The sequence below is a fragment of the Alkalibacillus almallahensis genome (assembly GCF_011761495.1).
Classification (GTDB): Bacteria; Bacillota; Bacilli; order Bacillales; family Alkalibacillaceae; genus Alkalibacillus; species Alkalibacillus almallahensis.
Map to the genome: position 1 here is coordinate 320,602 of NZ_JAASRU010000001.1, position 25,589 is coordinate 346,190.

29 protein-coding genes are annotated in these 25,589 nt (G+C 35.8%); 10 read left to right on the forward strand and 19 right to left on the reverse strand.

Annotation, left to right across the window (positions count from 1 at the left end; all coding sequences use genetic code 11):
• The first annotated feature begins 67 nt into the window (after positions 1-67).
• Together FHR85_RS01770 and FHR85_RS01775 are read left to right on the forward strand one after the other, a co-directional pair.
• Positions 68-283 (forward strand): hypothetical protein, encoded by a 216-nt coding sequence (locus tag FHR85_RS01770; protein ID WP_167260401.1) that lies wholly within the window; start codon positions 68-70, stop codon positions 281-283.
• A 109-nt stretch (positions 284-392) separates the two neighbouring features.
• Positions 393-1,193: a coiled-coil domain-containing protein gene (locus FHR85_RS01775; protein WP_167260403.1), complete on the forward strand. Its 801-nt coding sequence runs from the start codon at positions 393-395 to the stop codon at positions 1,191-1,193.
• Here FHR85_RS01775 and FHR85_RS01780 read toward each other — a convergent pair whose 3' ends face one another.
• Together FHR85_RS01780 and FHR85_RS01785 are read right to left on the reverse strand one after the other, a co-directional pair.
• Positions 1,194-2,198 carry an LLM class flavin-dependent oxidoreductase gene (locus FHR85_RS01780; protein WP_167260405.1) on the reverse strand — a complete coding sequence of 335 codons (1,005 nt, stop codon included), beginning with the start codon at positions 2,196-2,198 and terminating at the stop codon, positions 1,194-1,196.
• 133 nt (positions 2,199-2,331) lie between these two features.
• The gene (locus FHR85_RS01785; protein ID WP_167260407.1) at positions 2,332-4,101 is read right to left on the reverse strand and encodes a methyl-accepting chemotaxis protein; all 1,770 of its coding nucleotides are present in this window, start codon (positions 4,099-4,101) and stop codon (positions 2,332-2,334) included.
• 270 nt (positions 4,102-4,371) lie between these two features.
• Between FHR85_RS01785 and FHR85_RS01790 the strand changes: the two genes are divergently transcribed.
• Positions 4,372-4,731 carry a carboxymuconolactone decarboxylase family protein gene (locus tag FHR85_RS01790; RefSeq protein WP_167260409.1) on the forward strand — a complete coding sequence of 120 codons (360 nt, stop codon included), beginning with the start codon at positions 4,372-4,374 and terminating at the stop codon, positions 4,729-4,731.
• A gap of 48 nt (positions 4,732-4,779) precedes the next feature.
• On the opposite strand, the gene FHR85_RS01795 is transcribed toward FHR85_RS01790, so the two are convergent.
• Complete coding sequence (locus FHR85_RS01795) at positions 4,780-4,983, reverse strand: CDGSH iron-sulfur domain-containing protein (protein ID WP_167260411.1); 204 nt, start codon at positions 4,981-4,983, stop codon at positions 4,780-4,782.
• A gap of 142 nt (positions 4,984-5,125) precedes the next feature.
• Here FHR85_RS01795 and FHR85_RS01800 point away from each other — a divergent pair, with 142 nt between their 5' ends.
• On the forward strand, positions 5,126-6,046 hold the full coding sequence (locus tag FHR85_RS01800) for a glycerophosphodiester phosphodiesterase family protein (RefSeq protein ID WP_167260413.1): 921 nt from the start codon (positions 5,126-5,128) through the stop codon (positions 6,044-6,046).
• Positions 6,047-6,073: 27 nt separating this feature from the next.
• On the opposite strand, the gene FHR85_RS01805 is transcribed toward FHR85_RS01800, so the two are convergent.
• Positions 6,074-8,110, reverse strand: coding sequence for a penicillin-binding transpeptidase domain-containing protein (locus FHR85_RS01805; RefSeq protein WP_167260415.1), 2,037 nt, complete (start codon positions 8,108-8,110; stop codon positions 6,074-6,076).
• Between the two features lie 118 nt (positions 8,111-8,228).
• Between FHR85_RS01805 and FHR85_RS01810 the strand changes: the two genes are divergently transcribed.
• Both FHR85_RS01810 and msrA (FHR85_RS01815) read left to right on the forward strand, forming a co-directional pair.
• Positions 8,229-8,375, forward strand: coding sequence for a lmo0937 family membrane protein (locus tag FHR85_RS01810; RefSeq protein WP_167260417.1), 147 nt, complete (start codon positions 8,229-8,231; stop codon positions 8,373-8,375).
• 98 nt (positions 8,376-8,473) lie between these two features.
• A complete protein-coding gene (gene msrA / locus FHR85_RS01815) occupies positions 8,474-9,004 on the forward strand; it encodes a peptide-methionine (S)-S-oxide reductase MsrA (RefSeq protein WP_167260419.1) in 531 nt (176 codons plus the stop codon).
• A gap of 41 nt (positions 9,005-9,045) precedes the next feature.
• Here msrA (FHR85_RS01815) and FHR85_RS01820 read toward each other — a convergent pair whose 3' ends face one another.
• The 4 genes from FHR85_RS01820 to FHR85_RS01835 form a co-directional block, all read right to left on the reverse strand.
• Entirely contained in the window at positions 9,046-11,037 is a 1,992-nt protein-coding gene (locus FHR85_RS01820; RefSeq protein WP_167260421.1) for a S9 family peptidase, read from the reverse strand.
• A gap of 133 nt (positions 11,038-11,170) precedes the next feature.
• Positions 11,171-14,728: a dynamin family protein gene (locus FHR85_RS01825; RefSeq protein ID WP_167260423.1), complete on the reverse strand. Its 3,558-nt coding sequence runs from the start codon at positions 14,726-14,728 to the stop codon at positions 11,171-11,173.
• 31 nt (positions 14,729-14,759) lie between these two features.
• Positions 14,760-15,803: a GGDEF domain-containing protein gene (locus tag FHR85_RS01830; RefSeq protein WP_167260425.1), complete on the reverse strand. Its 1,044-nt coding sequence runs from the start codon at positions 15,801-15,803 to the stop codon at positions 14,760-14,762.
• Between the two features lie 85 nt (positions 15,804-15,888).
• Positions 15,889-16,125, reverse strand: coding sequence for an indolepyruvate ferredoxin oxidoreductase subunit alpha (locus FHR85_RS01835; protein WP_167260427.1), 237 nt, complete (start codon positions 16,123-16,125; stop codon positions 15,889-15,891).
• 166 nt (positions 16,126-16,291) lie between these two features.
• Between FHR85_RS01835 and FHR85_RS01840 the strand changes: the two genes are divergently transcribed.
• The gene (locus FHR85_RS01840; protein WP_167260429.1) at positions 16,292-17,191 is read left to right on the forward strand and encodes a M14 family metallopeptidase; all 900 of its coding nucleotides are present in this window, start codon (positions 16,292-16,294) and stop codon (positions 17,189-17,191) included.
• A gap of 288 nt (positions 17,192-17,479) precedes the next feature.
• On the opposite strand, the gene FHR85_RS01845 is transcribed toward FHR85_RS01840, so the two are convergent.
• The 4 genes from FHR85_RS01845 to FHR85_RS01860 form a co-directional block, all read right to left on the reverse strand.
• The gene (locus FHR85_RS01845; protein WP_167260431.1) at positions 17,480-17,683 is read right to left on the reverse strand and encodes a DUF6501 family protein; all 204 of its coding nucleotides are present in this window, start codon (positions 17,681-17,683) and stop codon (positions 17,480-17,482) included.
• Positions 17,684-17,698: 15 nt separating this feature from the next.
• Entirely contained in the window at positions 17,699-18,661 is a 963-nt protein-coding gene (gene msrA / locus FHR85_RS01850) for a peptide-methionine (S)-S-oxide reductase MsrA (RefSeq protein ID WP_424923974.1), read from the reverse strand.
• 18 nt (positions 18,662-18,679) lie between these two features.
• A complete protein-coding gene (vrrA, locus tag FHR85_RS01855; RefSeq protein ID WP_167260435.1) occupies positions 18,680-19,096 on the reverse strand; it encodes a VrrA/YqfQ family protein in 417 nt (138 codons plus the stop codon).
• 61 nt (positions 19,097-19,157) lie between these two features.
• Positions 19,158-19,820, reverse strand: coding sequence for a uracil-DNA glycosylase (locus tag FHR85_RS01860; protein ID WP_167260437.1), 663 nt, complete (start codon positions 19,818-19,820; stop codon positions 19,158-19,160).
• Positions 19,821-19,967: 147 nt separating this feature from the next.
• On the opposite strand from FHR85_RS01860, the gene FHR85_RS01865 reads away from it, so the two are divergent.
• Positions 19,968-20,057, forward strand: coding sequence for a YjcZ family sporulation protein (locus tag FHR85_RS01865; RefSeq protein WP_167260439.1), 90 nt, complete (start codon positions 19,968-19,970; stop codon positions 20,055-20,057).
• 48 nt (positions 20,058-20,105) lie between these two features.
• Here the strand turns inward: FHR85_RS01865 and FHR85_RS01870 are convergent, their stop codons facing one another.
• The 6 genes from FHR85_RS01870 to FHR85_RS01895 all read right to left on the reverse strand — a co-directional run bounded on the left by FHR85_RS01870 (position 20,106) and on the right by FHR85_RS01895 (position 23,168).
• Complete coding sequence (locus tag FHR85_RS01870) at positions 20,106-20,330, reverse strand: YozE family protein (RefSeq protein WP_167260441.1); 225 nt, start codon at positions 20,328-20,330, stop codon at positions 20,106-20,108.
• Between the two features lie 16 nt (positions 20,331-20,346).
• Positions 20,347-21,108, reverse strand: a complete 762-nt coding sequence (gene tatC, locus FHR85_RS01875) for a twin-arginine translocase subunit TatC (RefSeq protein ID WP_167260443.1) — start codon at positions 21,106-21,108, stop codon at positions 20,347-20,349.
• 87 nt (positions 21,109-21,195) lie between these two features.
• Positions 21,196-21,411 carry a twin-arginine translocase TatA/TatE family subunit gene (gene tatA / locus FHR85_RS01880; protein ID WP_167260445.1) on the reverse strand — a complete coding sequence of 72 codons (216 nt, stop codon included), beginning with the start codon at positions 21,409-21,411 and terminating at the stop codon, positions 21,196-21,198.
• Positions 21,412-21,431: 20 nt separating this feature from the next.
• Positions 21,432-21,614 (reverse strand): twin-arginine translocase TatA/TatE family subunit, encoded by a 183-nt coding sequence (locus tag FHR85_RS01885; protein WP_167260447.1) that lies wholly within the window; start codon positions 21,612-21,614, stop codon positions 21,432-21,434.
• Between the two features lie 97 nt (positions 21,615-21,711).
• Positions 21,712-22,197 carry a dihydrofolate reductase gene (locus FHR85_RS01890; protein WP_167260449.1) on the reverse strand — a complete coding sequence of 162 codons (486 nt, stop codon included), beginning with the start codon at positions 22,195-22,197 and terminating at the stop codon, positions 21,712-21,714.
• Between the two features lie 11 nt (positions 22,198-22,208).
• Positions 22,209-23,168 (reverse strand): thymidylate synthase, encoded by a 960-nt coding sequence (locus tag FHR85_RS01895; RefSeq protein WP_208379570.1) that lies wholly within the window; start codon positions 23,166-23,168, stop codon positions 22,209-22,211.
• 96 nt (positions 23,169-23,264) lie between these two features.
• On the opposite strand from FHR85_RS01895, the gene FHR85_RS01900 reads away from it, so the two are divergent.
• Positions 23,265-24,257 (forward strand): NlpC/P60 family protein, encoded by a 993-nt coding sequence (locus FHR85_RS01900; protein ID WP_167260451.1) that lies wholly within the window; start codon positions 23,265-23,267, stop codon positions 24,255-24,257.
• On the opposite strand, the gene FHR85_RS01905 is transcribed toward FHR85_RS01900, so the two are convergent.
• The gene (locus tag FHR85_RS01905) at positions 24,251-25,108 is read right to left on the reverse strand and encodes a DUF72 domain-containing protein (RefSeq protein WP_167260453.1); all 858 of its coding nucleotides are present in this window, start codon (positions 25,106-25,108) and stop codon (positions 24,251-24,253) included. The genes FHR85_RS01900 and FHR85_RS01905 overlap by 7 nt on opposite strands.
• Positions 25,109-25,355: 247 nt before the next feature.
• On the opposite strand from FHR85_RS01905, the gene FHR85_RS01910 reads away from it, so the two are divergent.
• Entirely contained in the window at positions 25,356-25,556 is a 201-nt protein-coding gene (locus tag FHR85_RS01910) for a cold-shock protein (RefSeq protein ID WP_167260455.1), read from the forward strand.
• Positions 25,557-25,589: the final 33 nt, after the last annotated feature.

The window sequence follows — 25,589 nt, forward strand, 5'->3', positions numbered from 1 at the left end:
TTTAGCTTGAACCACCATAAGATATAGTATCCTGATCAGGAAAATCTATTTAACGGAGGTGTTTACTATGAGTCAAAATAGCCAATCTGCTGTATGTCAATTACTCGAAACGCTTAACCCAGGTACACCTATTAATGAAGTCTTTGTGAACGGTGAATCTGAACCAGCACAATATTTCGCGTCGCTTGATTCTGATTCGAATCTAGCTTATTTCGTTCAAGAAGATGACGATTTATTAGTTGCTGACTGTAACCGAATCGATATGATTGAAATTGACACTTAATATATCTATTTCTGGAAGGGAGCCAATGGCATTGGCTCCCTTCTTTTTTGAACAAATTGGGCCTTGTTACATATGATAATATAACAAAAATTATTAGGGGTCGTATTGTATGGTCGCGAAGCTTTATTTAAATCAAAATTTTAAACCATCGCAACAGAATTCTTTTGTAGAAACACAGTCTCAAAAAGAACACAAACCAACAAATCAACTTAAAATAAATCGGTTGCTATTGCTTATGCAATCAGTATTTCAGCAACTTTTCGCACTTAATGAACACGCTATTCAATCCGACGTTAAACAAGATCAACTGCAACAATACATGATGCAGTTAATCAATACTACAAAACATATCGATCTCAAATCCAACAATTATTTTAACCGTCTTACCCATCAAATAATGCATCATGACGACAAATTAGATGATTTAAGCAGCTTAACTAAACAGATTATAAAAGAAGAAAATCAGATCAATAATCAACTTGAAACACTGATGGCAATGCAAAATGAAGCTATTAACAAAATTAATGGCGTAGATCTACAATTAAACAAATCCTCTCAACTACAAATCGAGATGGATGAACATATTAAAGAGATTGAAGACTTGCAACGAATATTTCTAGATGAACAAGAGCAAGTAAACGACACCATCAAGACTTACTATAATCAAGTCATCGAGCATATGAACAAAATGATTGAATCCAATCAAACGTCGCAGATCTATTTACTACAAAAATTGAATCCAGGTACACCCCTAACAACGGTCACTGTTAACGGTGATTCGATTTCCGTTCGGCTTTTCGTGCACATGAACCATGACACAAACCTTGTCACTTTTGTTGATGCTGAACGACAACTTCTAATTGCTGATGCACGTGATATCAATGCTATTCAGCTTAAAGCAGTTAGTTGATTAAACTTTACCATCTATAACATCTTTTAATATTTGGTATGAACGCTTTTGTTTATCCCGGTCATAAATGTACGTTACCGCCATCAATTCATCAATGTCATATCTTGATTGGAACTGGGTTAACTGTTCCTTGATCGTTTCAGGACTTCCAATCAGTGATGTTTTAGACATATTGTGAACCATTTGCCATTCTGCATCTCTGAACTGATTGATGACATCCTCATCTGGAGGGCTTAGCGGATTGCTTGTTCCTCTGACTACATTTAAAAAGAACTGATCTAACGTCGTCTTTTCAAATTTAGCTTCCTCATCTGTCTCAGCTGCAATGACGTTTAAACAAATCATCATGTAAGGTTCGCTTAAATACTCAGATGGTTGGAAGTTCCGACGATATAAATCAATAGCAGCATCCATTTGATGTGGAGCGAAATGAGCTGCAAAAGCATATGGTAGACCAAGATTAGCAGCCAAGCGTGCTGAATCAGTCGAAGAGCCTAAAATATATAAAGGAACGTCTTTACCAACACCTGGGAATGCTTTAACATAACCTTGTTTATCTTCCGGTCCAAAGTATTGTAATAAATCTTTAATGTCAGAAGGAAAATCATGAACAGCATCATGATTAGATCTTCTAATCGCACTGGCTGTTAATTGATCAGTTCCAGGTGCTCTCCCTAGCCCTAGGTCAACACGGTTTGGATATAACGTTTCCATCGTACCAAATTGTTCAGCTACAATAAGTGGAGAATGATTTGGTAACATCACGCCACCAGAACCAACTCGAATAGAGTTTGTATTCTCTAATGTATGTTTGATTAACATGGATGTAGCAGAACTGACTAAGGTTGATGTATTATGATGTTCAGCGATCCAATAACGTTCATAACCCATTTCTTCAGTCGCTTGAGCTAAATCAACAAGGTCGTCAATTGCTTGTTTTTGGTCGCCTCCTTCGCGAACAGGTGCTAAATTTAATACGGATAATGGTATATTTAGATTTGCCATAAGGATGTTCCTTTCATCTGTTAATGTCACTTCATATCCTATCAATATCTGTATTAGAATGAAATTAATTTGCTTTATTAACATAACAATTTTCTTTCAAAAAAAGCTGCCACAAATGTGACAGCTTTTTTGATTATTTCACTTTAAATTGATTAGCAGCTTCTTGGAGTTCTTCAGCCATATGTGAGAGTGCATCAGTTGCTGATGTCACTTCTTCTACACTTGCTGATTGTTCTTCAGCTGCACTCGCAACTTCTTCAGCTAATCCAGACGATTTTTCTGTTTGTTCAGAAACAGCTTCCATTGATTGAACTAACTTGCCACTTCGTTCATCAATTTGCTGTATGGAGTCAGATACTTCTTTCATTCGATCTGAGACTGAATTAACAGCTTGAGCGATATCCTCAAAGGATTCACCTGCTTTATGAACAAGCTCTTTCCCTTGGTCCACGTTTTCAACACCATTTTCCATTGAATCGACTGCTTCTTTTGTTTGTTCTTGAATCTCATTAATGATTGACGAAATTTGACTTGTTGATTCTGTTGATTGCTCGGCTAATTTTCTTACTTCATCAGCAACGACAGCAAATCCTTTACCATGTTCTCCTGCGCGAGCGGCTTCTATCGCTGCATTTAATGCCAGTAAATTGGTTTGTTCTGAAATATCATTAATAATAGTTAAAATCTTCTCAACTTCTTTTGAACGTTCATTGAGATTCTGAATAATATCACGTGTCGATGATGTATTATCGCTAATTTCATCCATTTGCTGGACAGCTTGTTGGACAACTTGTTCTCCATCCGCCGCTTGCTTAGATGTCTCTTCAGATGATTCATTAACACGTTCAGCACGTGAAGAAATTTCCTGAATATCATTAGAGATTTCTGAAACGTATTCAGTTGATTCATGCACTTGGCGAGATTGATGCTCGTGTCCTTCAGATACTTGTTGAATGGAATGCGCAATTTGTTCGGCTGCCTTAGAAGTTTCATCTGCATTTGCATTAAGTTGCTGAGAAGAAGCAGCAACTTGCTCTGAAGATTCAACAACTTTTTTAATTAAAACGTGCATTTGATCAATCATTTGGTTATATTCTTCTGCCAAACGACCAAATTCATCTTCTGAAGTTACTTCAATTGCTTGAGTTAAGTCTCCGTTTGCCACATTTTTTAGGCCTGTTTCTAATTGATTCATTTGCCTATTCATATAACGAACAAATAAATAAACAGCAACTCCACCCACTATCACAGCAATTAATCCTATAATAAAGATTGTCTGTGCATTGTCATTACGTACTAATGTCGCTAATTTAGACATTTCGAAATCAATTGCTGCCACCGAAATAACTTCACCTTGATCATTGGTTACCGTTTTCGCTAATGTAATGATCGATTGATTGGTCGCGGCATCTATATATGGCTCTGTCCAAACAACTTCTCCTTGTTGCTCAGTTGCTAATTGGTACCATTCACGTTCAGTCGCATTATAGTCCGATAAATCCGCATCGGGTATGTTATCTAAATATAGACTGCCATCTGGTGTGCCCATATATAAGTTCAAAATATAATCGTGTCCATCACTCTGTTCCTCAAAAAATGACTGATAATAATCAGTTAAGTCTTCATCATTGGTTGTAGGCATATTATCATAGTTTGTACTAGCACTTGGAATATCTGTGTTATTATAGTTGATTTCACCTTCTTCAGTGATCGACGTTAATAATTGCTCGTATTCATTAAACACCTCTGTTGCCTCACTCGTTTCCGATTCAATCACATCTTTTGGAATAATGGTATTTTCCAAGAATGATGTTTGACTATAAGAAATAAAGCCTATAATCACTAACGGAATGATCAATAGTGCTAACATAATGGCTGTTAGCTTAAATTTAATGGATTTCATATGTATTCCCCCTCGACAATTCTCGACTTTGTAATATGTAATAAATTGTACCAATCTTATAACAACTCTGTAAATATAAATCTAAAGAATTATTTCCTGGGTAAGCGCAAATACTATATAAATCAAACAATTCAGGTCAAAATGTTTATAATTTTGACAAGTTATTTAATCGAGATTCGTCATAATCGGATCAAAAATAAAGAAAGTCCGGAAATAAAATGAATAACCTCACGCAGATAAATCACATTAATAAAGAAAGGTGTGATAACTATGAATCATAAGAATCATGAAAATTTCGATGATGTACTGCTTTATGTAAAAGAAAAAACAAGCGAAGTGGAGAAAAATTTACCTGAGTTGACTGAACAGTATTTTCGTTTTACTGATTCTGCTTTTAAAGAGGGATCTTTAGACGAGAAGACAAAACAGCTTATAGCATTAAGCATTGCTGTTTATACGAAAGACCATTATTGCATGGTGTATCATGCAAAAGGGGCTGCTGAACATCAAGCAGAAGAACAAGAAGTTTTAGAAGCAATTGGTGTCGCCATTGCTTTAGGTGGAGGCGCAGCTTGGAGTCAAGGTGTGACATTTTCTCATGACGCTTTTCTTCATTTCAAACAACAATAATAAAATCCCCTTTGTGTAAATTAAACACAAAGGGGATTTAATATGTAATTAGGCCCGTGAAATATCTTGGAAATCAATCTGTTTATGTGACCCGTCACAAAATGGTTTATTTTGAGAAGCCCCACAACGACAAAGTGAAAATGCTGGTTTTGTTTCATATTCATTGCCTTCAGCATCCAATAATGTCACATCACCTTTTACTAAGATCGACCCATTATCTCTTATTTGAACAATAGGTTTTTCATCATTCATACTACCCCTCCCTTCTTTCATATATTATACCATCATCAATATAAATCACAAATAAGTTAACATAATATTATTATGGTTATCTTACCGTTTTGCTTAACAAAAAAAGCTATGGAACCATGCATTTATATCTTGGATTGGGGTGATGGTTTTCAAATTCAAGCTAAATAAAGTGATTATAGTTAGTTTAGTAACAGTGGTGCTCTTGTATATTGGTTTTAATGTGATTGTATTTCATCCTGTCGAATCAAAACTTTTTTTTGAAAAAGACAGGCCTATGGTGATTGCTCATCAAGGAGGTGAAGAATTAAGGCCCTCTTCAACAATGGCAGCTTTTAAACATGCTGACCAATTAGGAGTCGATGCTTTAGAGACTGATTTACATATAAGTGAAGATGGTTATTTAATGAATATACATGATGCAACAGTTGACCGTACAACTGATGGAACAGGACTTGTGGCTAATTTGACACTTGAAGAATTAAAAGAATTAGACGCAGGTTATTATTTCACAGACCCAGACGGTCATTATGCTTATCGTGGAAAAGGTTTAGAATTAATCACCTTAAATGAACTGTTTCAAGCCTTTCCAAATCAAAAATTTATTTTAGAAATAAAAGCGACAAATCCAGACCATCGAATTGATGAAATGATTACTAGACTAATTAATTTAATTGATCAATATAATATGCAAGACAAAGTTTTAATCGGATCATTTGATCATAATATTATTAAACAATTTCAACGTAAAGACCCCTTTAATGTGGCGACTTCTGGCGGGCGTCAAGAGATCCGTGATTTTGTGCTTACTCATAAGTTATGGATAAGAAATTTATATAATCCAAGTATTGATGCTGTTTCAATACCAACTTCAGATAGTGGTTTTGATTTGACATCCAACTCCCTGTTAGACGGTGCTGAGCGTTTAGGGCTAGAAGTTTTTTATTGGACAATCAATGATGAAGAAACCATGCGTGAACTATTAAAATCTGGCGCCGATGGAATTATAACTGATAGACCTGATTTATTAATTGAGGTTATTCAAGATTTAGAAAAAGAAAAATGAGTGGCCAGTATGCTGACCACTCATTTTTTATTTATATTCCTCAAAAAACTGTTTACTTAAATCGACAGCAACGCCACTTCCACCTCGATCTTGCACCCCTTCAACTAACAAACTTAATAATAAATTGGGGTTATCTTGATCATAACTAACAAAGAGACCATTTTGTTTACCATTGTCTTCTTCCTGACTTGATTTTAATTCTGCTGTTCCTGTTTTACCTGCCATTGCTTTACCATCAAGATCAATCTGTGTAGCTGATCCATCTGTTACAACACTTCTTAAAGCATCTTGTAAAATTTGATTTTCCTCATTTGATACAACATCCTCTAACCAAATCTCATCTTCTTCATTTAACAACAATTTAGGTTTCATATATTGACCATCATTTGCCACACCGCTATAAATAGAAGCCAAATGAGTGTTATTTATAAGCACTTCACCTTGACCAAACGATGTATCAGCTAGCATACCTTCTGACGTAATTTCACCTGAATTCGATACTTGAGATGCTGGTAATGGATAAGTAAACGGTAACGATTCACCAAAACCTAATGATTGCAATCCGTTTGCTAAAGGTTCTGCCCCTATATCCAACCCTAGTCGAGCGAAGTAAATGTTATCAGAATGAGTCATAGCAGTATCAAAATCGACTTCTGAATAACTTGAACTCACTCGAGTTACGTAATAATCTCCCCAGCTAGAATCTTTTTGCCAACGTAAGCCTTCGATTTGTTCAACTTCTTCAGGGTTTAATTTATCTTGTTTAAACCCAACAAGGCTAGTTAATAACTTCATCGTAGACCCTGGCGAATAGTTAGATGCAAATCGGTTAAGTGTTGGGTTGTTTTCATTCGATGTAACTTCGTCATACTCAGCATTTGTCATGCCCATTACAAATTGATTCGGATCAAAAGTTGGAAAACTTAATAAACTTAACACTTCACCAGTTTGTGGGTGCATGACTGTAGCTGTACCCGTTTCTTCTTTTACAATATCATATAATGTCTCTTGTACATTCATATCTATGGTTGTTTCTACTGTTTCACCGTCTACAGGTTCTTTCTCAACGACAGTCGTATTAGATCCGTTATTTTTTTCAATAACGATTGCTACACCATCTTCAGCACGTAGTTGATCTTCAAACAATTGCTCTAGCCCACGTTTACCAATAACGTCATTTGAACTATAACCTTCTGATTCTCTTTCTTCCAGTTCGCTCGCGGTAATCGGTCCAATATACCCTGTTAAATGAGCAGCTGCTTTTCCATAAGGATAAACTCGATCTGTTTTAACTCTTGTTGTGACACCTGAAACGCTTGTCGCTTCTTCTACTACATCCTCTTCGTTAATCCCAATATTTCGAATCGGAACAAAATAATTCGATTCAACCCAGCTCTGGTTCAACTTATTTTCAATGTACTCATTAGATACTGTTAAGGATTCACTTAATTCATCTAAATTAGATTCATCAAATTGCTCAGGAGTGATGCCGACTTCATACACCTCACCTAATGTCGCAAGTGCATTACCATTTCGGTCTAAAATATCCCCTCTTCTTCCCTTATTCTCCTCTAGAGTAACTCTTTCATCCTTTTCTAAATCGGGTAAAATTAATTCTGGCTTCCAGTTAATTAACCAACGATCTTCTTCTAAGTCTTCATGATCGTCAGCTGCCTGCTTAGTCATATTAACTTTAACTTCATATTCAACATCGCCCGCTAATGTAGAGAATGAAATCTTAAGAGGCATTTCGTATTCATCGCGATCTTCAATATTTTCTCTAAGCTCTGTTAACTGTTCTTCATTATTGTTTGTCATTTCTACTGACAGGTTTTTTATTTCTAAAACGTTATACAAATCATTGTAACGATCGACAAAATCTTCTTCACCAAATGATTCTGAAGCCTCCGAAGTTAAATGTTGATCATACATCTCTTGAAATGAATTCTCTTCCCATAGGGAAATGTAATCTCCCATGCTATCATGAGGAATCACGACTTCTTCATCTGAACATGCAACTAAGACGAATATAAGAATGGGAAATAAAACAAATGCTTTTTTCATTATGTACCTCCATTAATCTGAACAGTCTACCAATATTTTAGCAAAAAATATTGAAAAATAGTGATAATTTGATTGAAAGATTTAAAATTAGGGTAATCTTATAACTGAGGTGATTAAAATGCTTTGGACTATTATTATTATCATTTTAGCATTATGGCTGATTGGTTTTGTATTAGAAATTGCGGGTGGACTCATTCATCTCCTTCTCGTAGTAGCAGGCATTGTCTTTATTTATCAACTTATTACAGGAAAACGAAGTTTGTAGCTGCTAATCACTTGATTGGCAGCTTTTTTTGAAGCGGTTGTCTTTCGTCTTTTGAAAAAAATTGCTATAATCAAAAGACGATTTAAGGAGTGATGGACATGAGCAAGCAAAAAGCATATGCAACATTTGCTGGTGGTTGTTTTTGGTGTATGGTAAAACCATTCGATCAATGGGATGGCGTCGACAGTGTCATCTCTGGTTATACTGGCGGCCACATTGAAAACCCAACATATGAGCAGGTAAAATCTGGTCAAAGTGGTCATTATGAATCCGTTCAAATTACATATGACCCTAATAAAATAGATTATAACACAATTTTAGACTTATATTGGAAACAGATTGATCCTACTGACCCAGACGGACAATTTCACGACAGAGGTCCTCAGTATCGTACGGCTATTTTTTATCATACTGATGAACAACAAAAATTAGCAGAAGCTAGTCGGCAACAACTTGAAGCATCAGGAAAATTTAATAAACCAATTGTAACTGAAATTAAGCCAGCTGAAACCTTCTATCCAGCAGAAGGATATCACCAAGATTTTCATGAAAAGAATCCTGATGAATATCAAGCTGATCGCGTGAAATCAGGTCGTGATGAATTCATCGAGGAATATTGGTCTAATTAATTAAAGCCGTTTCCCCTTTCATTGAGAGGAAACGGCTTTTTTTAGCTAATATATTGATTAAACCAATCAATAATATGCTGTAGTCTTTCGATTCTTAAGTTTGGTTTACCGGTGCGCGATAGGTTATGATCTGCTTCTGGAAAACGAACAAATTCTGTTTCATTGCGCTGGTATTTCAAAGCAATGTAAAGTTGTTCAGCTTGTTCCATTGGGCACCGGAAATCATGCTCATTATGAATAATTTTAAGTGGTGTTTGAACTTGGTCAACATATGCAATCGGTGAATGCTTCCACATTGTTTCAATATCATAGAATGAGGCTTGGATTTGCCAATCCGAAAAGTAATAACCAATATCACTAACGCCACGGAAGCTTGTCCAATTGGAAATACTTCGTTGAGTAACCGCTGCTTTAAAACGATTCGTATGGCTGACAATCCAATTCGTCATAAAGCCACCATAACTACCACCTGTTACAGCCAAACGATTCTCATCAATCCAAGCATGGTTTGTTAAGACATGTTCGACACCTGCCATAATATCTTGGTAATCTCCATTACCATAATCTCCACGTACAGCATCTACAAATTCTTGACCATAACTATGACTACCGCGAGGATTTACATAAAGAACGCCGTATCCCTGACCAGCAAACTGCTGCATCTCATGGAAAAATGTATTCCCATAAAACGCATGTGGTCCACCGTGGATATTAACTATCAATGGATATGATTTGGCTTCATCGAAATTCGCCGGTTTCATCAACCAACCATGGACTGTCCAATCATCAAAGCTTTTGTATTGAATGGCTTCTGGTTCAACCAATTCTGTTTCATCAATAAATGTCTGATGCTCGTTTGTTATTTGCGTTAAGCGTCCATCAGTTAAAGATAATTCATATAACTCACTTGGGCTTGTTGGATAACTAATAGTCACTAAGGCAGTTTGTTTATTCGGATCAATATCATAGCCTACAACATGTAAGTTGTCGTTGATGGCTGGATATAATGATCCATCGACATGCCCGAAATATAATAGCACATTGCCATAATTTGATACTGGAAAATAAAATGTTTCATTACTCGCCCAAACAGCAGGTCTTAAAACTGGCTGTTGCTGAGTATCTGCAACAATAAAATCGCCTACAGGTGCATCAAAATGTTCTGTTAAACAAGCTGTCACGCCTGAAGAGATGTGATAAGCATATAGTTCAACATGGGTTGCGTTTTCATAGTTTCGTCCCATATGAGCAAATAATAGATGCTCTCCATTAGGCGAGACACTAAACCCTGAAGGCGATCCTTCTTCTGTGAATAACGGGTGTTCAGTTTTGGCTGTTAGATGGTACAAATAAGCTTCTTGGTTGAAATTAAAATCTTCGTCTTCAGAATAATCGGTTGTATAAACAATTTGAGATTGGTTAACCCATGTTTGAAAAGAGAAGTTTTGCTCTCCTTCTTTAATGGTTTCAACTTCTTCTGATTCAACGTTCAGTCGTTTTATCACTTGATATTTCCGCTTTAAGAGTCCAGCTCCATCTGCTTTATATTTCATTCGATTAATCACGACAGGCTTAGGTAATTCATCATCTTGATCATCTTTTGATTCGTTCTCTTCTTCTCGTTGATTTAAATCCTCTGCTTTAACAGAAGTTTGTAGCATAATGAATTGACCATCTGGTGAGAACTCAGCCTTCGATACACCTTCTTTCTCATCTGTAATCTTCTTGGCCTCACCACCGTAACGAGACATCCAATAGACTTGATTCTGATCATCACGATTCGAAATAAAAATGATTGAATCACCCTTAGGTGACCAGCGTGGATTACTGACACGTGATTCTCCAAATGTGAATTGTAACAGTCTATCTTCTGCCACATTGTAATGGAACAGATTAGATTCATATTGATTGCGTTCTTCATTCAAAGTGGTTTTAACAAATAAAGCTTCCTTATAATCTGGTGAATACCTAGGATCTGTTAAAGATGCCAAATTAAAAATATCATTCGCTTGTACTGCTTTTTTTGTTGTCATAATTCCCTCCGACTATATGGATTCAATGATCGAAACACAACTAGATTCATAAAATGATGAACTAGCTAAGTAAAATATTATTACCTTCATGTTATAATTTTTTTCAGAATATGTCGAATAAAATTAAAACTTTTTAAATAAATTCATCATGTAATTCTCTTAATTGATTCGCTTGTTCCGCATCACCATACAATTGGGCTTTAGAGTCAATCATATGACGAATATTGGTTAAATAACGCTCTGTTTCTGTATGATATGTGACTTCAATTTGATTTTGGTAATGTGCTTTAAATGATAAGAGAAATTGATTTTGAATTTCATTTAAATTGGATTGTACATGAGCTTTGAGTTCTTCGAATAAAGTTTTGACCTGTTGTTCAACAAAAAATTGTTTTTGATCTTTGTACATCGAAACAAAATGATCAAGTGAATTCATATTAACAATGGAATTCACTATTTCATACGTTGCATCTTCCATTGCCTGCTCAGCTATATTTAATCGTTCAAAATTTGTCTCCGAATCAACGAAACGATTAATGTCTTGCCTGATCGATTGAAGCACTTGTTGAAAATGACGATCTAAAATCATGTTTGTTGAATGAAATTCTGTTTCTAATCGGTTTTCAGCATTGATCGCAAGTTGTTTTATCGCTTGCTTTAATTGTGATTGGCCACGTTTACCTTTTTGAGTGATGGTGGTCGGATTAATAACCTCTTTCATCATTTCATTTAGTTGAATCATAACGCGATCATTTAAGTAATAAACAAGTTCATCTATTTGTTGATTGATTTGTTGTTCGTAAATGGTCTTATCCATTGATGATAAAAATTGTTTTAGGCTCTTGAATTGCTCTTCGTATTGCTGGATACGTTGTTCTTGTTCGACATGATTTTCTTGTAATTCTTGAACAGTTTGTGTAACGAACGTTTTTAGGTTTTCAATTTCTTGCGATAATGTTTGAGCCGTTAATAGTTTAGCATCTGTTTCAATGAATTGTTGAAAACGATCAAAAAATGCAATTGAACGAGAATCAGAATATTTTTGACTCATATCTTCATTTAATCTTTTGCTAGAGAGTGGGAAAATCTGAGGCGATTCAATCCCATATTGTCGTAATTGTTCTGATAAATAATCTTTTACATCATTTAATTCCTGATCGTCTTTGGCTAAATCAGCTGCGTTTAAAATAAAGAACATCTTATCTAATGAAAAGGATGATTTCACACGTCCTAGTTGAGATAAGAATTCACGGTCTGCTCGAGCAAAAGCATGATTATAGTAATTAACATAAACAATCACATCAGAATGACGCACATAATGCATCGATACATTTGTGTGTCGTGCATGAATTGAATCTGCTCCAGGCGTATCAACCAGAGTGACGCCTTGTCTTGTTAGTTCACAATCATAATAAACCGTTATTTCCTCTACGTAACAAGATAGTGTCTCATCCGTCACATAAGGCTCGAACGTTTGTAAACTTGAAGTTAATGTTTCACCTAAATATTGTTCTGACTGTTGCTTCCCTGTAAAGAATGCTTCTACAAATGACCAATCTGCCTTAGAAAGCATGGCCTGTAAGTCCTCTTGTTGTTTATCTATAAATGAATATAGCTGTTCGATCGCATTAAACTGTTTATCAGTTACAGGTTCTAGCACTTTTGAAACTTGATGTAATAAAGTATTTTCTGTCTTGAATTGTACGATGACCTCACCATGTTCCCTAGAAAGATTAGGCGGTGCAATCTTATTAATGGCTGCTGTTGTTGGATTTGGTGAAACTGGCAGTATTGCCTGGCCTACCCAAGCATTGGCAAATGATGATTTACCAGCACTAAAGGCACCGAACAAAGCAACAGTATACTGCTGTTGATCTAATTGAGTAAGGCTTTTCTGAATTGAACTATAAAATTCTGTTAACAGAGGCATCGTTTCTAAATGTGATAATATGTTTTGGGCTTGAGTTTGGACTTCTTCTACTACTAAAGTAGATTGATTATGAGATGGTTCAGAATCAGAACTTGTTATAGAATCAGTTATTGAATCAGATATAATATCATCAATTAACACCTTAGTTTGCTCAGCTTTTTTATGGTTGATCGCATCTTCTAGAAGACTATGTTCACTCGTGGTCATCCAAGTCTCACGTTTAAGATAATCAATAAATTGTTTCTTTTCTAATGTTTCCTGATTTGATTTCTTAGCATTTTCCAAGTGTTCTTCAATGTCTTTAAGTTGCTCAGTCAATTGTTCCTGCTGATCCTCAGTTGCATTTGCTATTTCTGTGAACAATTGTTCTAATAAAGGGGTTACATCTTCTTTAATAGATTGATTGAGCTTTGTTTGCAGATTTTCTGTGTAATTAAGTACATAATGACCCGTAATTTCTGCAGATGAATTGAGAGTTTCTAATAAAATAGCCTCGTTTATTTGAAAATCATATTGTTGAAGCGTCTGTTTTAATTGACTATTACTTAAAGATTGCTGATTATATGTTTCAAGCAAAGTGTGACGAACATGCCAGCTAATTTCAGTCGTGACTTTTTCTTGTAATTGGTTAATAAACTGATCTCGACGTTTTTCCTTTTCTTCATCAGTTTTCTTTTTAGAAAATAAGCCACCAACTTTAAATTTAGGTTGTAAAGATTCAAGATAAGCCTTTGCAAGTTCACGTGTATCTGCTGTCATGACGTAAGCTTCATTAACTATTTTTCCAATCGTTTGTTTATACTGTGTGATAAATTGTCGTTGATCTAAATTTAATAAGCTAAGTTGCTCTTTTAGTTCATCATATTGACTTTGATAGGTTTGTTCATCGGCAGCATTCAACGTTTGGTTTGCCTCATCATAATATCGGTTCGCTAACTGATCAATCACCGTCTCAACTTCTACTTTCACGCGTGATTCAAGCTGATCCTGTATTGTATCAGTCATACGATCGATATAAGACTTAAGTTCATCCAATTGGTTATGTTCATGATCAAGATCAATTAAAGATGTTGTGAAAATCCCATCTGGATTAAGCCCCCAAAGTTCGCAACTTTCTCGTAAAGCGTTCAAATAGTCAGACATTGTCATTTCTTTAGCATCATGCTTATCGACTTGGTTCACGACAATAATATATGGCACTGATTTTTTCTCTAATTCATATAAAAACTGAAAATTAATCTCTGATTGTACGTGATTATAATCGACAACATATACGAAATAATCAATTAAATGCACACGAGATAGAGTTCTAGCAAATTCTTGATCGTCTGCAGAATCAATACCTGGAGTGTCCATTAATGTCGTTCCTTTTAGAGATGGTAAGTCTGTCTCAATCGTTAAAGACTGAACTTCTTCACCATTTTTTGAAAGACGATGTACTTCTTCCATATCAATAGATGATGACGTAGCATATCGTTCCTGATTTAAGTGATAAGTCACATGTTCATCTCCGTGCTTAATTTCTACTATATTAGCACTTGTTGGAATCGGACTTGATGGTAATATGGATTGATCTAATATATGATTAATCATGGATGACTTTCCTGCTGAAAAATGTCCAGTAAATCCAATGACTGTTTCAACATTTAACCACTTTTGATATAAATCCATTATTTTTTGTTGCTCTTTTTTCTCATCATTTCGTTTAGCCACTTCAAATAACGTATCTAGATTTAATGCCATCTGTGTTCCTGTTGTCATTCTCTAACTCCCCATCTTCCCTTATACGAATCTATTGAAATGTCTCATCAAAAACGGCTCGATTTTTACCTGTCGCTTTAGCTTGTTGCATGCAACGATCCACTCGTCGTAAGAATTCATTATGGTCGTCTTTCTCCATTAGCGTCCCAACGCCATAACTTAATGTGACATTTTCGCCTTGCAAAGGTTCAAGCAATTGAACATGTTCGTAGATATAGTTATTCCATCTCTCAATCTCTTGTTCTAGATGAGTACGTTTCTGATCGAATAGAATCACCGTAAACTCATCTCCATTATATCTAAAGCTATAACCTTTCTGAGGTTCAACCCAAAAATCTAGCGTAGAGCCGATAACAGCTAGTACTCGATCACCCCACTCGTAGCCCAAGCGATCGTTTAACGTTTGAAAATCGTCAATATTGAATTTAATTAAAGCGATAGGTTTCCTTTGATCCACGAGCTTCATTAGGGTGTTTTGGAACGTGCGGTGATTATAGAGGCCTGAAACATAATCTTTCATCGCCTCTTCCTTGTAATCGATGTGATCAAATGAGCTAGCTTCTTTTCGAATGGTCATTGAACTCGTTAAAATACCAATTAATAATATAATTACTAGATTCATAACAAAGGGAATCGTAATAAAATCATTTACTCCATTAACATAGTAACTAATAATACTATAGGTTGCCATAACTAAGACAGTCATTAACATTGAAACCTTCATACTCCAAACAAGTGTAATATGTAATAACCATATAAAGAATAATGGTAAGAATAATGAATAATGACTTCCTGCCATTAGTAATATAATCGTATAAAATATTAAATCCAAGATTAATCCTATATGAACAATAATCAACTTCACTTTAGAATACGTCGCCAAGGCTTTCAAACTGATATGAACAATCAAGGTATAAAGTGCAACAATGCCTATACTATACCAAAAAATCTGTTGATCAATTATGAAAATCTCTTCTCCTTGTTGTAGCATAAAAATTAAGGCTAAACTAACTAATAATAACCAGCGTGCATATGAAAAAATATTTTCGATGTACTCGTCTTTTTTATTGAACATATCTATAATCTCCTAATAAATTGAATTCATTCAGTGTAAAAAAAAGAGACTAGATACGACATCCAGTCTCTTTCTAATGTATCTGTTAACTTTGGAAAAATTTCCGATTGATTTCGATGTATTCACGTTCTTCTTGTGGAAGCTCGTCCTCGTGATAAATTGCCTCAACCGGGCATACGGCCTCACATGCTCCGCAATCAATACAAATATCTGGATCTATATAGAACATGTCTTTACCTTCTTCAATACAATCAACTGGACACACATCCACACACTCTGCTGCCTTTTCATCTTTACATGGTGATGAAATAACAAATGCCAAGATAAATCCTCCTTTAACTGTTGTGTATAAACCCATCATACCATTTATTAACGCTGTTAACTACGTCTGAATAGAAATTTTCCCTTTCATTATAAGGAGTTTTCAAATTTTGTGCAAATTTAAACCTTAACATACATATTATGAACCGATTAGGAGGTTTTAATTAATGCGGGCCAGACAACTTATTCAAGATCAATCTCTTTACACTTATGCAAAGTTTGAGCATGATTTAATGGCATTACACGCTGAACACCCTATCTTTTCAATTGATAAAATCGGGACTTCTATTCAGGGAAAATCAATATATGAAATCGTCATAGGAGATGGTGACCAATCCATCCATTTAAATGGTTCAATGCACGCTCATGAATCAATTACAACCAACGTCTTAATGCGGTTTCTTGCTGATTATATTGATGCCTATGAGAATAATGAGTCGATTAACCATATAAATGCAAGGTCTATGTATAATCAGATTAAGTTTTCCATTGTACCTCTTGTTAACCCTGATGGTGTCGATTTAATTAATCAAGGGCTACCTCAATCAAAATCACTCAAAAATGACGTATTATCGATTAATCAATATTCACACCAGTTTGCAGGATGGAAAGCCAACATTCGAGGTGTTGATCTTAACAATCAGTTCCCAGCTCATTGGGAAATCGAACAACAACGAAAACCTAAACAACCTTCACCTCGAGATTTTCCAGGCTTTGAACCTCTGACAGAGCCTGAAGCGATAGCTATTTATGAGTTGACGATTAATAAACAATTTGATCGTGTCCTAGCATTTCATACGCAAGGTGAAGTGATTTACTGGGGATATGAAGGATTAGAACCACCAGAATCTGAACAAATTGCTAATTATTATGGCCATGTTAGTGGTTATGAACCAATCCAGTTCGTTGATAGTCATGCCGGGTATAAAGACTGGTTTATTCAAACATTTAAAAGACCCGGATTCACAGTAGAACTTGGTAGCGGCGTGAATCCGTTGCCTATAAGTGATTTAAACAAGTTCTACCCTCAAGCCTTAAGTATTATTTTAGCCAATATGGAGGTATGAATAACAGGATGGGATAAAAGGAAATTCTCTTGTAAAAGGAATTCTTGAAATAATTATATGTAAGCAGTAGTAAAGCGGAATCAAAACACGTAGACGCCTGCGGGAACAGCACGCGTCTCGAGACCCCGCAAGCCCCGTATTTGGGCTGAGGAGGCTCCAGCCGTGCCCGCGGCAAGCGGAGTGTTTTGATGAAGCGTCATTCAAGCAGTAAACCCGAACGATTTAATTGAAAAAATAAATCGTTCGGGTTTACTTTGCATTATCAACTTTTGTCTCAGCCTCTTAATTTTAAACCTCTTGAAAATAATCTTTGTAAAAGCCGCCCATTTTACCACTATCATCAATAACAAAGTAAAATTCTTCTGATTCATTTTTTACGTCATATGTTTTGCCTGATGTTAACACATTTTCAACTGTGAATTTTTCCGCATTTGTGTGAACACATTTAATTTGTTTAATAGGTTCGTTTTGCTCCCATGTTTTATGAATCACTGTTATCACTCCTACTTATTGATCGAATAATTCTTTATATCTGCCGTAACCTTGTTCATCCAGCTGTTCTTTCGGTATAAATTTAAGCGCAGCCGAATTAATACAATAACGCATACCACCTGCTTCCTGAGGTCCATCATCAAACAAATGACCTAAATGACTATCTGCATGCTGACTGCGCACTTCTATTCGGCGCATGCCTAAAGAAGTATCAAGATCTTCTTCTAACGGTGCGATAGGTTTCGTGAAGCTTGGCCAACCACAGCCCGCATCATACTTATCATTTGATGAAAATAGTGGCTCACCACTCACAATATCAACGTAAATACCGTCTTCTTCGTGATCCCAGTACTCATTTTGATATGGAGTTTCTGTTGCATCCTCTTGCGTGACTTTATACTGTATGTCAGTTAATCGCTTTTTTAAATCGTCCATTTCTTGCTGATTTGACCAATGTTCTTTAATAAAACCTTGTCGACCTGACCCTTTCTTATACATTTTATAATGGAATGGGTGTTTTTTATAATAATCTTGGTGCTCTTCTTCAGCAGGATAAAATGTTTTAGCTTCAAGGATATCAACGACAATGGGATCTTTGAATTTGTCACTTTCAGCTAAAGCTTGCTTCGACTGTTTAGCTAATTGTTTTTGTTCCTCATCATGATAATAAATAGCTGGCTTGTACGACTCACCTCGATCATTAAATTGACCACCTGCATCAGTTGGATCAATTTGTTGCCAAAAGACCTCTAATAAATCTTCATAAGGAAACACAGAAGGATTATATTTGATTTGTACAGCTTCTCGGTGGCCAGTAGTTTCTGAACATACTTCTTCATAAGTTGGATTTTCCGTATGTCCCCCTGTATAACCTGATTCAATGGATTCAATTCCTGGACGGAGGTCGAATGGTTCAACCATACACCAAAAACAACCGCCAGCAAATGTTGCCAGTTTTAAGTTATTAGACAAAATCATCACCTCTTAAATGACAAATTAGATATACAATTTAGGTTCTGGAAGTTGATCGTGATGGCTTTCTTTAGTTTGATTTACTTTAGTTACACCTAAATCATGGTATTTAGTTTTATCTAAGTCATGATCATCAATTGCATGCTTAGATTCATCATGTTTTTCATCTTCCATCATTAATTTTATCATATCAACCATAAAAGGTGCATGCTTTAGAAGCGGACCGTATTGTTTCCAAACGGGAATTAATTGTTGGACAAGTGCTAACCCTTTTTGAACCATATAAAGCGTTTCGTGCAATGAATGTTCATTCGGTTTAGCTTGCATCAACAAGGGCTTACGACTGTGAGTTGAACCAAACAATTTTTCTAAAAGATTCGGTTTTCTGCGATTCATTAAGCCACCGTGCATAGGATTATGCCAATTATACATGGGTTCCATTCCATCTCACTCCTTTATCAGCTACTATACTTATACGGGATTATGACCCTTATTGTATAGGCTAATGTGTCAAACACCAATCAATAGGCGTTTGTTGGTGTCTTTTTAAAGCCTTATTAACTTGTGAGAATGGTTGGCTTCCAAAGAAACCTCGATAAGCTGATAAAGGACTTGGATGTGGCGCATGCACGATCGTGTGGCGCGCTTGAATAAACTGAGCTTTTTGATAAGCTTGTTTCCCCCATAAAATGAAGACTATATGGGAATGACTTTCACTTAATTGTGTAATGACGAAGTCTGTGAAAGAATGCCAACCTAAACGACGGTGACTATTTGCTTCACCTTGTTTGACTGTTAGAGATGTATTTAACATTAATACACCTTCCTCAGCCCATTGTGCTAAATCACCATGTGGTAGCTCACAACCTAAATCATTCCACAACTCTTTATTAATATTTCGAAGCGATGGTGGAAATGCTTGTCCTTTAGGAACAGAGAAACTAAGTCCATTAGCTTGTTTCGGTTGGTGGTAAGGATCTTGACCTAACAACACCACTTTTACATTGGCAAAGGGTGTTAATTCAAAAGCACGAAACAGTTGATGATATGGAGGATAAATAACGTTCTCAGTATAGGCTTGTTCTACCGTTTCTAATAAATGTTGAAAATAACCATGATTTATTTCTGGTTTTAAATTTTGCTCCCAATCTTCAGGTAATATCATTCATTAACCTCCTTTATTTCCCGGGTAAGCGCAAAATACGACTTATACATACAAGATAACTAAGTTTTCTCAATGCTACAACAGCCTATACACAATGGGTAAAAGCTGCATAGGTTAGGAGTGAAACCAATGAAGGAGGCATGCATCATGGGTAAAGGATATGATAATAACGGCTTCACACTTATTGTTGTGCTTTTCATTTTACTAATCATTGTCGGTAGCGCATACGTTTGCTAATGGAATTCAAGATGATAAAGGCTTCACCACTTGTGGTGAAGCCTCTTATCATGTTTCAGTGTGTCGCTCATACTCTTCCCAAAGCTGATCAAAAACTTGAATCGCCTCAGGAAATGGACTATTCATTTCTAGATATTCACTTATCTCATTATAATTTACAGACTGTTTGGGGAATCCATGATCACGAAATATTGCTTCAGCAAGTTGTTTTCGCGCATCATGTTTATTTTGGATCCCTCTATATTGCATAGCAAAATGATAAAATGATCTCAAACATAAACACCTGCTTTTATTCGTTATCTAATTGATCTTGAATAGCGGCTAATTTTTTCAACCTTCGTTTATAAACAATTCCTGATGTCATAATCGCTAACTCATAAAGTAATATCAGAGGCGCAGCGACAATGAGTTGTAATATAAAGTCAGGTGGGGATAACATAGTCCCCAATATGACAAGAATTAAATAAGCATACTTTCTTGTCCGTTTCATATAGTCAGGTGTTAATACACCTAAACTCGTCAAGAACATAGCAATGAGCGGTACTTCAAAGAAAAACGCGAACGGTACAGTGATTTGCATAATAAAACGGAAATATTTATTAACCGTAAACATTTCATTCACGACACCGTCACTTAAACCAAGTAAGAAATTCAAAACTAAATCTTTAATAATAAAATAACCAAAACCTAATCCTAAAGCAAATAGGATGAAAATCGCTGGAACATATAATAAGCTAACGCGTGCTTCATGCTTGGTTAGGCCAGGTTTTATAAATAACCACAACTGTAAAGCTAAAAACGGTATCGTAACTAGAAAACCAACAATCGTCCCGATAATGACATAAACCCAAATTATATCGAATGGACTAAGAACAGTTAATTGAAAAGGCACATCATTCGCTACATAGTTATAAACCTCTTCACGGAAATAAAAGCCCACACCGAAGGACAGAGCAAATACGATAAAACTCCAGAAAAAACGGCGCCTGAGTTCACCTAAGTGACCTGTCCAATCCATTTCTTGTTGATCTATTTCTTCCTCATGCGTCAAAAGTTTCACCTCTTACTACCAATCTCACCATAACATTTATCATAAAAGAAGATGTAAGGAACTCCTTACACCTTGGTGAAACGATCATTATTGTTTATTAGAATCTGACTGTTGCTCTTTTGTGTTAGAGGAATTCGACGAGTTTGAATCGTCAGACATTAAATCATTCGTTGCTTTTTTAAATTCCTTTAACGAAGAACCAAATGCTTTACCGATCTCTGGTAACTTCGATGGGCCAAAAACAAGCAATAATACTAATACGATTAAAATTAATCCCGGTAATCCGATGCTACCGATGCCCATAATATCACTCCATTTATAATTTATTGACGATCAGTCGTCTTTTTTGATTCTGAATCATCTTCATCAGTTATGCCACGTGTAGAATTTTTAAATTCTCTTAATGATTGGCCAAGTGATTGACCTAATTCAGGTAATTTCTTCGGTCCAAATATAATGAGAAGGATAATTAAAATTAAAATTAATCCTGGTACACCAACTGTCATACATACACCTACCTGTCCCATACTATTACTAACTACATTGTCGCTTATTTTAACTCATTTTGCAAACATATCGTGAGGACTGTTACAAAATGTTCACTTATTGTCGCTTATAAACAGAAAAAGTATGTGCATGTTGGTTCTTTTCGTCCGTCTCCCCTTCTGTTCTTTCAACTAATTCCCACTTGGACCAATCAACTTCCGGAAAATAAGTATCACCTTCAAAAGTCGAATGGATATGAGTTATATACATGTAATCGGCAAATGATAATGCCTCAGCAAAAAGGGCTGCTCCACCAATAATAAATACATGTTCATTGGATGAAACAACTTCTTGTAACTCTTCCCAACTATGAATAACCGTACAACCTTCTGGGTTAAAATCCTTTTGCCTTGTCAATATGATATTATGACGCTTAGGAAGTGGTCTCCCGATCGATTCGAACGTTTTTCTTCCCATAACAATTGTCGACTGTGAGGTAACCGATTTAAAATATTTCAAATCATTTGGTAAGTGCCAGGGCATCCCTTGATCCAAACCAATCACATGATTTTCGTCCATAGCAACGATCATTGAATATGTCATGAATAACCTCCTTATACAGCAACTGGTGCTTTAATACTTGGATGTGGATCATATCCTGTAATTGATAAATCTTCTAGTTCAATATCAAAAATTGATTGTTTTTCTTGGTTAATTCTTAATGTTGGTAATGGTAGCATCTCACGCTCTAATTGTGTCTGTACTTGTGAAAAATGATTATGATAAATATGAGCATCACCAAATGTGTGAATGAACTCACCAACCTCAAGCCCACATTCATGCGCCACAAGATGTGTTAGTAAAGCATAACTTGCTATATTAAATGGTACACCAAGAAAAATATCGCCACTTCGTTGATAAAGTTGACAAGATAATCGACCATCTTCTACGTAAAATTGAAATAATGTGTGACATGGTGGTAAAGCCATTGATGGAATATCTTCAGGGTTCCAAGCAGATACAATCAATCGTCTAGAGTTAGGATTCGTTTTAATATCATGAACGACCTGTTTTAATTGATCAATTGTCTCTCCTTGAGAACTTTGCCAGTTTCTCCACTGCTTACCATAAACTTCACCTAAGTGTCCAAACCGTTCAGCAAAGTCATCGTCTTCTAATATGTATTGTTTAAACAATTGCATTTGTTCTTGGTAGATTTTATTAAATGCCTCATCTTGTTGAGCGCGCACCCCAAAGTTATCCATATTTGGTCCTGTGTAATCATCACTTTCAACCCAGTTTTTAAAAGCCCATTCATTCCAAATATTATTATTATGTTGAAGCAAATAACGAATGTTTGTGTCTCCTTTAATAAACCATAACAATTCACTGGCAATTAATTTAAATGGAACTTTTTTAGTCGTAAGTAAAGGGAAACCATCTTGAAGATCAAAACGCATTTGATAGCCGAAGATTGAACGTGTTCCGACTCCTGTTCGATCATGACGGTCTTGACCATGATTAAGCGTATAGTCACTCAAGTTTAAATAGGCTTCTTCATTTTTAATAGTCATTGTTACCCCTCCGTTCATTTCGTTACAAAACTGTAATGTATACCCTTCAATTTCTGACATATAGTCATATTAGAGTACTTGAAAGGTGTGATCATTATGGTGAATGCAACACCTACTAAAAAAATGATATTAGGTGCAATAGCAGGAAATTTAGCTCTAGCGTCTCCCTTTGCTTTTTATTCACCAGTGCATGCGAGCGAAACAGCTTCCATTCAATCGACGCCTTTGAGTTACGGCGACCATGGTGAAGCGGTTTTAACCTTGCACCGTAAATTAAAAACCATAGAATACTATCCTAAGAAAGAGACCGCTCAATATAATGCTTTAACCGAATATGCTGTGAAGCAGTTCCAAACAGATCACCATTTAGCTGCTAATGGTGAGCTGAATCAAGAAACAGCTAATATGTTAGACCAAGTTTTTCACGATCATTATATCACATCTATCACGGATGTAGCGGAGGAAATTAAATTCGGCGAGCAATCAAAAAGAGTCGAAAAACTGCAAAACTCACTTAAAGCATTACGTCTATATGATGAAAAAGTTGACGGTATTGCTGGGCCTAACACGAAAGAAGCGCTTGAAAAATTTGATCAGTTTAGTGATGACAAGTTAGATTTAAGTCAATTAGAACCCCCAACGATTGTACATCATGAAGAAACACAACAAGTTAGTCATATGTCTCAATCACAATCAAATACAAAACAAGAGTCCGAAACTGTTCAAAAACAATCAAGCCGATCCGTTATTTCAACAGCACGTTCACTAGTAGGAACTCCATACAGTTGGGGTGGAACAACAAGAAGCGGATTTGATTGTAGTGGCTTTTTACAATATGTATATAGCCAGCAAGGAAGTTATTTACCACGTACGGTTAGCGATATTTGGAATGCTACCTCCCCTACTTCAAAGCCAAGCGTCGGTAATTTAGTGTTTTTTGAAACCTATCAACCAGGGCCATCGCATGCCGGCATTTATATCGGAAATAATCAATTTATCCATGCCGGAACATCATCAGGTGTAACCATTAGTAATTTATCTGATAGTTACTGGAACCAACGATATTTAGGTGCAAGGATTGTTCATTGATCCGAAAATAAATCGATTTGTTTCGCGTTTAATCCTGTATAATTTATACCTAACAAATGCTGAAAACGTTTTGCATTGGCATAAGCATGATGTCCCGAATTGTTATTAAACAAAATGGTTAATTGCTCTACTTGTTGAGATAAATTCTGTACGCGATCACGCCATGATTTCAATTCTTCATCATTATAATTGTATAAAAATCGGACTTCTCGCCAGTTTTCTTGGCCACTTTGGTTCCAACCATAGACATTACGACCATGAAACCGTATTAAGGATTGTTTGTCATGAGTAATTTCTGGGACAACTGGAATCGAAGCCTGACCAGCTTGAGGTTCATCACAAATAGTATGGATCCATTCATCTTCTTTTAAGAAGTTGATTGTGTCTGCTTTTATATGTTCCTGATACCACGAGCGATTGCGAAATTCAATCGCAATTGGATAAGATTGAAATTGTTCTCGAATAAATTTCAATCGTTGAATATGCTTTCGACGGAGATCAAACCATGGCGGAAATTGAAATAATATTGTATTTAATTTACCTGATTCAATTAAAGGGTTGATTTGCTGTTGAAATGATTGGAACATCGACTTAATTTCTTTCCGTGTATAGGTTTGGCGGTCATGGCCAGTAAATGCCTGATATGCCTTAACAACAAATGAAAAATTATTTGGTGTCTGGTGATCCCAATTTCTTATTTGCTCTGGGCTCATGATGCTATAGAAACAACTATCTAACTCAACAACAGGAAAATGAGCGGCATAAGATGATAATTTATGTCTAGATCCGGTGTCTTGTTCATGTATATCAGGATGGTCTCCCCACCCAGTTAAGCCAATATTGATTGTCACACGATCACTCCTAAATTTTACATACACTTAACTCTTGACTTTGTATTTTATATCGGATATACTGAAAGTGCAATTGAGACGTGAAGTATCATAAAGAAAGTCGGGTAACTTCTATAGAAGTGAGAGATGCATTTGTGATCCTTCATTTCTATAGGAGTTACCCTTTTTTTGGATACGGAACGTCGATTGTGAATAATCCATTCATAAAATTATCTATGAATGGCAAGTTTTTAGGAGGCTTTTTAAAATGCAAAACGGTACAGTAAAATGGTTTAACGCAGAGAAAGGATATGGCTTTATCCAAGTAGAAGGTGGAGACGATGTATTCGTACACTACTCTGCAATTAACGAAGATGGTTTCAAAACATTAGACGAAGGTCAAGACGTTGAATTCGAAATTGTCGAAGGCGACCGTGGCCCACAGGCTTCTAACGTTAATAAAAAATAACTAGAATCATCATATACTGACGGCAATCATTCA